Below are 9,091 nucleotides of genomic sequence, written 5' to 3'. Positions count from 1 at the left end.
CGAGACCCCGCACGAAGCGAAGCGTAGGAGGAGACTCGGCGCTCGCCCGCGGAAAGCGAGCGGAATGCTTCGGAAAACAACAATAGAGTCACAGTGCCAAATGAAAAAAAGATATGGACTTTTTCAGTGCCCTTTGTATAGGCATGGGGGCTTTTTATTTGGATGGATATCAGCCATATGCTCGACGATATCTCCTCATTTAGTTAAATCTCGAATATTACGAGTCTCGAAAAAATATTGTCAAATGGGAATGGTTTTCAGTTATAATGAGGAACGAGTGGGATTTAAATAGAACGGAGACGAATGTATGCAGGCAATCAAACAGCTAGGGCAGTATTTGGAGCCCTATAAATTTTTCACCTTTATAGCTCCTCTTTTAATGGTGCTGGAGGTGACAATGGATTTAATTCAGCCGACCATTATGCAGCATATGATTGATACAGGGATTGTCAATGGTGATCATGCTTATGTGCTGAGTATGTTTGTATGGATGCTAGCAAGTGCAGTACTTGGGCTTGTTGGTGGGGTTGGTTGCTCGTATTATAGCTCGAAGGCGGCGATTCATTTTGCTTCGGATGTTCGGCAAGCTCTCTATCAGAAAATGATGACGTATTCAGCTAAAGAACGGGATGCCTTTACGACTGGCAAGCTAATTACCATTTTAACGAGCGATGTTGAAAGCCTTCAACGCGCGTTTATGATGACGCTGCGTATTTTTGTGCGTGGGCCGCTACTCTTTATCGGGGCAGTCATTATCGTGTTTGTAACAGCACGGGAACTTTTTTCCATACTTCTTATTATTGTGCCGATTTTGATTGTGGCTATGTATTTTTTCACGAAGTATTCGGGTCTGCTGTATCGTCGCGTACAAGAGGCTATTGATGCGGTGAATACGAAGCTACAGGAAAATTTAGCGGGTATCCGTGTCGTTAAAGCCTTTCGTCGGGAAACCCAACAGGTATCCCAATTTAGTGAGCTAAATGATGGGCTGACAAAACGTTTCATCACTGCAGAACAAATTGTAGGGGCGCTTGTGCCATTTACCATGTTCGTCGTTAACATTGGGATTGTCGCGGCACTTTGGCTTGGTGCCGTTAAGGTTGAGGCAGGTACATTAAAGGTTGGGGTTATTCTCGCATTTATCAACTACTTAACCATTATCTTAAATGGCTTAATGTCTTCCAGTATGGTGCTGATGCAAATTGCGCGTGCATTGCCTTCAGGAGAACGAATTGTGGATGTCTTAAATATGGATATTGCCGTGAAAGAGGCAGAACTTGCAAGGACAGATTCGATAAAAGGGGCCATTGAATTTGACCATGTGAGTTATCGTTACTATGATACAGCAGAGGATGTTCTTAAAAACATTTCGTTTTCTGTGAAACCAGGGCAAACAGTTGGTATTATTGGGAAAACAGGTAGCGGTAAATCAACACTTGTAAAGCTTTTACCGCGCTTATTCGATCCAACAGAAGGAGCTATTTACATAGATGGTAAACCCCTTTTAGCATATTCTTTATCCACGTTACGGGACCATATAGGATTTACCTCACAAAAGGCCTTATTGTTTTCTGGGACGATTGAAAAAAATATACGCCTTGGTAACGAACGGGCAACGGCAGAGGAAATACAACAGGCATTAGATGCTGCCTGTGCCAGCGAATTTGTGGAGCGCCTTGATAAGGGCTTAGCACATGAGTTGTCACAGGGAGCAACGAATCTCTCAGGTGGGCAAAAGCAACGCTTAGCTTTAAGCCGAGCATTCGTTCGAAAGCCAGCTATTCTCGTGCTGGATGATACAACCTCAGCCCTTGATAGTGCTTCAGAAAAACATGTGCAGCAGGCCATTGCTGCGCATTTTCAAGACACGACGACATTGATTGTAGCATCAAAAATTGCCTCGATACAGCAGGCAGATATCATAGTTGTCTTAGAGGATGGCGAGATGGTTGGGCAAGGGACGCATCAACAGCTACTTCAAAACAATGTACATTACCAAGCAATTTACGCGTCACAGCAAAAGGCTGGTGAAGAAGAATGAGTCAACATCAAGCAAAGCAAATGAATTTTGGGCGAGGGCCTCGTATAGGTGGGCCAGCTGAAAGAGCGAAAAATCAAAAGGCAACACTGACAAGAGTTTGGCACTATGTCAAACAGCAAAAAATAGGACTGTATTTTTCGATCTTCTTGGTGATCGCTTCCACTTTTTTAAGCTTGGTGGGACCCTATTTGATAGGCCATATCATTGATGATTACATTATGAAAAAAGATATAGATGGGACCATCCGACTAGGAATCGTATTAGCTGTGATTTTTACGGTAGCATCGATTCTGACATGGCTGCAAACCTATGTCATGATTCATGTGGCGATGAAAACGATTCGGACATTGCGTCTAGAGCTGTTTCAAAAGCTACAAACGCTCACATTAAGATTTTTTGACCAGCGTGCGCTCGGTGATTTAATGAGTCGTGTCACAAATGATATCGATAATTTAAATACAGCGCTTGCTCAAAGTGTGACGCAAATTGTATCATCCATCTTAACGGTCGTGGGTGTTAGTATTGCCATGTTCACATTAAGCTGGCCATTAGCGATTGTTACCTTAATCATTATTCCGCTTATCGTTTTCACTACTAAGCAAATTATCAAGCGCAGCAGTAAAAATTATGCGGCGCGTCAACGAGATCTTGGTAAGCTGAATGGCTATATTGAGGAAATGATGACAGGTGCAGAGGTACTCACGCTATTTGGCAAGGAACAGCAATCCATTGACACGTTCCATCAGCAAAATGAAAACTTGCGAAAATCCGCACTACGCGCAGAGATTACATCAGGCTTATTAGGACCTATTAATAACTTTATGAATAACCTTGGCCTTGCGATAGTGATCGGGACAGGAGCTCTTTTAGCGGTGAAAGGGTATGTAACAGTTGGTATTATCGCTGCATTTGTCACCTATACAAGGCAATTTTTTCGCCCGCTCAATCAATTATCAAACCTTTTAAACACCTTTCAGTCGGCTATTGCTGGAGCAGAGCGTGTATTTGAAATAGTAGATGAACCATCAGAGGTAGCTGATCGACCTGAGGCTATTGAGGCTCCGTCCTTAAAAGGAGATGTCGATTTCAAGCAAGTATCGTTTAGCTATGAGCAAGGGAAGCCCATTCTCCAAAACATTAACTTCCACGTAAGGGCAGGAGAAACGATAGCTCTTGTTGGGCCTACTGGCTCAGGGAAAACAACCATTATTAATTTACTAACACGTTTTTATGACGTGGATCAGGGTGAAATTTTAATTGATGGGCACAATATTGAACACTATAAAATGTCTACGATTCGCCAAAGGGTAGGTGTGGTTTTACAGGATACCTATTTGTTCTCTGGCACAATTCGTGATAACATTCGCTTTGGAAAGTTGGATGCGACGGATGCTGAGGTTGTGGAAGCAGCAAAGATTGCGAATGCCCATCATTTTATAAAATATTTACCTATACAATACGATACGCCTGTTCAAGCGGGTGGCGCTAATTTAAGTCAGGGACAACGCCAGCTCATTGCTATTGCCCGTGCTATTTTGGAGAACGCGGATATTTTAATTTTAGATGAAGCGACATCCAGTGTGGATACGCAAACGGAAGTCGATATTCAAAAGGGCTTACAGCATTTAATGCAGGGTCGCACCAGCTTTGTCATCGCCCATCGTTTGAAAACCATTGAGAATGCGGATAACATTCTCGTTATACAGCAGGGCGTAATTATTGAACAAGGCAATCATCAAGCGTTGATGGAACAACAAGGGATGTATCGTCAACTCCAACAAAAGCTATTGTTAGAGCAGGCAGAATAGGGAATAATAGGGATGAACAATGCAATTTTGTGAAGGCGAGGGATACACATGTATGAATTAAAGACGAAAGAAACCGATGCAAGTGTCATTGAATTTATTGAAAGTGTCGATCATCCAAAAAAACGGGAAGATGCCTATCGACTACTGGATATTTTTACGGAGGTCTCTGGCTACGAGGCTAAAATGTGGGGACCAAGTATTATTGGGTTTGGTCATTATCATTACAAATACCAAACAGGCCATGAAGGCGATGCACCACTTGTCGGATTCTCCCCTCGCAAGGCAAAAATTAGTTTATACTTTGCACCAGGTGATCGTGAGCGAGAGCAGCTATTACAGCAGTTTGGTAAACACACAACAGGGAAAGCTTGCGTTTATATTAATAAACTCGCTGATGTTGAAGAAACTATTTTAAAGGCTCTTATTCAACAGTCTATCGCCTTTTTACAGAAAACCTATCCAAATGAATGACTCAAAGAAAGCTGCCACATGATGTAGGCAGCTTTTTTGTGTTCATAGACAAGAATTTCAACTTACCTAGCAAATAGGTTAATAAAATTTAATGAGATATTTATTTTTCGTATGTATCCTTACAAGTATCAACGGAGAGGAGAGGCGTATGAAAAATATCATAAAGAAAATGTTTATTTATTTGGTGTTCATCGTATCGATCGGTATCGTAGCCGTCAGTATGTACCACTATAGTTTGACCCAAAAGGAGGAGGCCATTTTACGTAATAAAGGCATGATGGTAAATATTGATGGTCAGAGCATGAATGTCTATCGGGAGGGGGCTGGGGAGGATACGTATGTTTTTATGGCAGGGTCAGGCATTGCAGCCCCTGTTTATGAGTTAAAGGGGCTTTATAGTAAGTTTTCGCAGCACCATCAAATTGCTGTAGTGGACCGAGCAGGCTATGGCTTTAGTGAAATTGCCCATGATGAAAGAGCTATTGATACCATTCTTATGCAAACAAGGGAGGCTCTTCTGGCAAGCGGGCTCCAGCCGCCCTATATTCTTGTTCCTCACTCTATTTCAGGACTTGAAGCGATTTACTGGGCACAAAAATACCCAGAAGAAGTGAAGGGGATTATCGCTCTGGATATTGGCTTACCTAGTCAATATGTAAAGCATAAAATGAGCACCTTCGATAGATGGATGGTGAAGGGGGTAAGTCTAGCTACTAGCGTTGGTTTACACCGCCTAGTGCCATCACAGGTATATAATCCACAAGTTCTGAACATGTCCTTTTTAACGACTGAGGAAAAGGAAATCTATCAGGCGTTGTCCTTTAAGCAATTTTTTAATGAAGATATGAAAAATGAGCTGTTACACGTCTATGAAAATAGTTTACAATCAGAACAGCTTCCATTGCCGCAAGAAACCCCAATGTTAATCGTGGATGCTATTTCCAAGGAAAATGTACATTCAAAATATACAGAGCAAAACCGGCAGGATTACGCAGACTTTGCGAAGCAATTCACTCATGCCGTAGTGAAAGAGGTAAGTGGCACCCATAGTATATACCTGTATCAACCAGATGCAATCTATCAACTAGCGATGGATTTTATGAAAACGAATGCTGATGAGAGAGGTCGTTAACATGAAAGGATTTCGAATTTTAATTGTAGAAGATGATCACATGATTGGTGATTTACTTCAAAAAATAATGCATCGTGAAGGCTATGAGGCCGTGTGGAAAACAGATGGCAGAGATGTAATGAGGCTCATTCATGATGTAGATTTAGTCATTATGGACATTATGCTACCAGGAGAGGATGGCTACCAATTAAGCAGAAATATTAAACAACTAGGCTTAAATATTCCTATCATTTTTCTATCGGCACGTAGTGATATTGAAAGCAAACTAGAAGGTTTAACCGTTGGTGAAGATTATTTGACAAAGCCGTTTGATCCAAGGGAGCTATTATTGAGAATCCAAAAAATGCTAGTGCAACAATATGGAACGTTTACACAAATACAGCATTTACTCATTGACGGAGAGCATCGAAAAGTATTTCATCAACATCTTCAAAACGAAATTTCATTAACGGCAATAGAACGAAAAATTTTCTTTTATTTATTTGATAACCGTGACAGAGTTTTAACAAAGGAACACTTTTTTGATTATTTATGGCCGTTGGATGATCGTAATCATAATATTCTTAATGTCTACATAAAAAAGATTCGGACAAAGTTGGATGATTCAACAGGCATGATTGTACAAAATATATATGGAGAAGGGTATCGTCTAAATACCCATTTAAGAAATGACGTTAAAAACTAAATATAGAACCCTTTTATTTGTAGCAATTGGGAGTGTGCCCGTCGTTTTATTAGGTATTAGTGTGTTTATGTCCATACTTTATAACAAGGCTTTTAAAACGAAAAATAATGGCATCCCATTCCATGAATCCTTTGCATATCCTGTTATGCTTCTTGCATTTGTACTGTCTTTAGGGATTCTTGCCTTACTATTTTCCACATCCATTCATTCATTATTAGCTAGAATTACCATGCTCAATCAAACAATCCGGGAACTCGCGAGTAATGAACGGATACCCGATACGTTAACGGTAAGCAGTGAGGATGAATTAGGGCAGTTAATTCATTCTGTCAATCTTTTAATTGAGCGCACGACTTATCGGGAATTAGAGTTAGCACAACAGCAGGAGCTCCAAAAAGAGCTACTCCAAAAATTGAGACATGACATCCATACCCCTTTGACAGCGATTCGTTTGCAATTGTTTTATTTAGAAGATCAACTACAAGAGCAGCCAAAACTGGTGGAATCGTTAAATGAACAAATTCAGTATATCGCGAATTTAACGAATGAATTGCCATACCAGTCTTTTGATACGAGCGAAAATTCCTTTGTCGTTCAGGAAGAAGTTCGGCCAGCTTTACTATTGGAGATTATGATTAGGAAATGGAGTTATTTATACAGCATGCAAAATATTGCTCTTCATTTTTATCCAAAGGATGCAGAGGCAATCTGGACAAGTAATGAACTATGGTTACAACGTTTATTTGATAATGTCTTCCAAAATACGTTAAAGCATGCCCAAGCAACCAAACTTGTGGTGACGATTAAAGGAGGCGAAGTATGGATGTCTGATGATGGCATCGGCTTCCATTCTGACGTCGAACAGAGCGGACTTGGACTGAAAATTATCCAAGATATTGCTAGAACCTTGAACATTGTAGTTTCTTTACAATCCACCGAGGAGGGTACGACCTTTCGCTTTACTCCGTCATAAAAAAACAACGGACATCATGTGCCGTTGTTTTTTTATTATGCCGACTTTCGTTGTTGGAGTAAAAAGAGGGCAAGTCCTAGTAAAATGACGAATATGCCAATCCCTTGTTGCACGGAAATCATTTCATCTAAAATAAAATAAGCTAAAATACATGTGCCAATTGTTTCTCCTAAAATACTCATAGAGATGACTGTCGTACTTAGCCATTTTAATAGCCAATTAAATACCGTTTGCCCAAAAATCGTTGCAATTACAGCCAGTCCTAATAGGGACCACCATGTGGATGCGGGGTAGTCGAAAAACGGTTCCTGCATAAAGAGCGCATAAATGGCTAAAAAGATTGAGCTACTGCCATATCCGATAATCGAATAGGTGATAAGTGATAAATCCTTCCGTACAGATTGCCCGATGAAAAAGTAGGCTGTAATAATGCCAGCCGCAATAAAAGCTAGAATATCGCCATAAAGAGCTTGTCCACTAATTTGAAAATCCTGCCAGCCGATAATGAAACAGCCAATGATCGCTACCAAACAGCCAACAATAGCGCCTTTTGAAAAACGCTCTTTAAATAAAAAATAGCTACCTATTAAAGAGAATAATGGCTGTAACGTGACAATAACTGTGGAACTGGCCACTGATGTGTAGTTTAAGGATTCGAACCATAAAACATAATGACAGGACAAAAATAGACCTGATAGAATGCCCAGTCCCCACTGTTTTTTAGACAGGTTAACTAGTTCTTGTCGTAGCCCCTTTTGAGCTACTAAAAAGGGAAGGAGTACAAGCATCGCAAAAAATAGTCGATAAAAAGCCGTAATAGCCGGCGGGGCATCAGCAAGCTTCACAAAAATAGCTGATGTAGATAAAGCAAATACTGCTAAAAACAATGAGATGTAATAAAACATGATGTACTCCTATGTATTTACAAGATTAATAATATCAAACCTATTATAGTGCAGTCTGCTTGAATAATATAGGCTTTTTAAAATATTCGCATAAACAGCAATTTGAGCTATCGATTACTTAGTTACTTCTTTTCAAGCAAGGATTCTACGACCTGCTTTAATTGCAGTATAGAAGAATGCTTATGGTTTTCCTTTTTATAAATGAAGACAGTCTCAATGACCTTGTTAAGTGTCTCCATTTCATAAAAGTGCAGGTCCGGACATGGATAGAGTGCTAGTAACCTCGTATTTAACACGGCCAATGTATGCTCGATTTCTAGAAAATCAAGAATACTACTTACGGATTTAATTTCCTTCATCGTAAAAGGGACTTCTTTGTGAGTAAGCCATTCAGCTAATGCCTTCGAATACATACAGCCTTTACTTAAGACTAGGAGTGTCACAGGCGTTTGCTGGTCAAAATCGATGACATGTGAAGGACTCGAAATGACTTCGAAGGTTTCTGTTGTCATTAAATCATAGTGTAAATCAGCATAATGCTTCAATGGATTACTCGTTAATGCACAGTCTAGCTCCGCCTGATGTACTTTGTGATTTAACGATGTACTCGATTCCACCAAGAAATCCACATCAATAGGACTATGACTGGTTTGTAGCGCATTCATGATGGACGCACCATATAATTTAATCGTCGTATGGGAGGTTCCAAATTGAATATGTGCTTGCGTAAAGCCAACCGTTTGTAAAAATTCATCATATTGTTGGGCCACCTGCTTTAAAAAGTGTAAATAGTGGTCACCGACGTCTGTTAGCTTTAAGCCTTGAGGTGTTCGTTTAAAGATTTCCTGTCCAATTTCACTTTCCATCTTCTTTACCTTCGAGGTTAGAGCCGATTGTGTATAGTTGGTGATTTCAGCAGACTTACTTAAATTTTGCCTTTCTAATAGCTCAATTTTGATGGCAATGTCGTCAATGTTCATGTTATTTGTCACACACCTATTAAATTTTTTGATAGCCGCTATCATTTTCCTCCATTTTACGAATGCTAGCTGTCAACGTAAACTCAAGATATCTAA

General features: G+C 40.2%; 8 protein-coding genes. 6 read left to right on the top strand and 2 right to left on the bottom strand.

The window, feature by feature from the left end:
- The first annotated feature begins 307 nt into the window (after positions 1–307).
- The 6 genes from ACP3VS_RS23155 to ACP3VS_RS23130 all read left to right on the top strand — a co-directional run bounded on the left by ACP3VS_RS23155 (position 308) and on the right by ACP3VS_RS23130 (position 7,110).
- The gene (locus ACP3VS_RS23155; RefSeq protein ID WP_426390129.1) at positions 308–2,041 is read left to right on the top strand and encodes an ABC transporter ATP-binding protein; all 1,734 of its coding nucleotides are present in this window, start codon (positions 308–310) and stop codon (positions 2,039–2,041) included.
- Positions 2,038–3,849, top strand: coding sequence for an ABC transporter ATP-binding protein (locus ACP3VS_RS23150; protein ID WP_426390127.1), 1,812 nt, complete (start codon positions 2,038–2,040; stop codon positions 3,847–3,849). Before ACP3VS_RS23155 ends, ACP3VS_RS23150 begins: the two co-directional genes overlap by 4 nt.
- 48 nt (positions 3,850–3,897) lie before the next feature.
- Complete coding sequence (locus ACP3VS_RS23145) at positions 3,898–4,320, top strand: DUF1801 domain-containing protein (protein ID WP_031419881.1); 423 nt, start codon at positions 3,898–3,900, stop codon at positions 4,318–4,320.
- A 148-nt stretch (positions 4,321–4,468) separates the two neighbouring features.
- Positions 4,469–5,452 carry an alpha/beta fold hydrolase gene (locus tag ACP3VS_RS23140; RefSeq protein ID WP_031419882.1) on the top strand — a complete coding sequence of 328 codons (984 nt, stop codon included), beginning with the start codon at positions 4,469–4,471 and terminating at the stop codon, positions 5,450–5,452.
- 1 nt (position 5,453) lies between these two features.
- On the top strand, positions 5,454–6,137 hold the full coding sequence (locus ACP3VS_RS23135; RefSeq protein ID WP_036166250.1) for a response regulator transcription factor: 684 nt from the start codon (positions 5,454–5,456) through the stop codon (positions 6,135–6,137).
- Positions 6,121–7,110: a sensor histidine kinase gene (locus ACP3VS_RS23130; protein WP_031419885.1), complete on the top strand. Its 990-nt coding sequence runs from the start codon at positions 6,121–6,123 to the stop codon at positions 7,108–7,110. Before ACP3VS_RS23135 ends, ACP3VS_RS23130 begins: the two co-directional genes overlap by 17 nt.
- Before the next feature lie 35 nt (positions 7,111–7,145).
- Here the strand turns inward: ACP3VS_RS23130 and ACP3VS_RS23125 are convergent, their stop codons facing one another.
- Positions 7,146–8,015, bottom strand: a complete 870-nt coding sequence (locus tag ACP3VS_RS23125) for a DMT family transporter (RefSeq protein WP_012294100.1) — start codon at positions 8,013–8,015, stop codon at positions 7,146–7,148.
- Positions 8,016–8,137: 122 nt separating this feature from the next.
- Complete coding sequence (locus ACP3VS_RS23120) at positions 8,138–8,995, bottom strand: LysR family transcriptional regulator (protein ID WP_036215761.1); 858 nt, start codon at positions 8,993–8,995, stop codon at positions 8,138–8,140.
- Positions 8,996–9,091 lie beyond the last annotated feature (96 nt).

The sequence above is a fragment of the Lysinibacillus sp. VIII_CA genome (genome assembly GCF_049943995.1).
In the GTDB taxonomy this organism is placed as follows: Bacteria; Bacillota; Bacilli; order Bacillales_A; family Planococcaceae; genus Lysinibacillus; species Lysinibacillus pinottii.
Note: the sequence above shows the minus strand (reverse complement) of the source record. Positions and strands in the feature narration are given on the sequence as shown.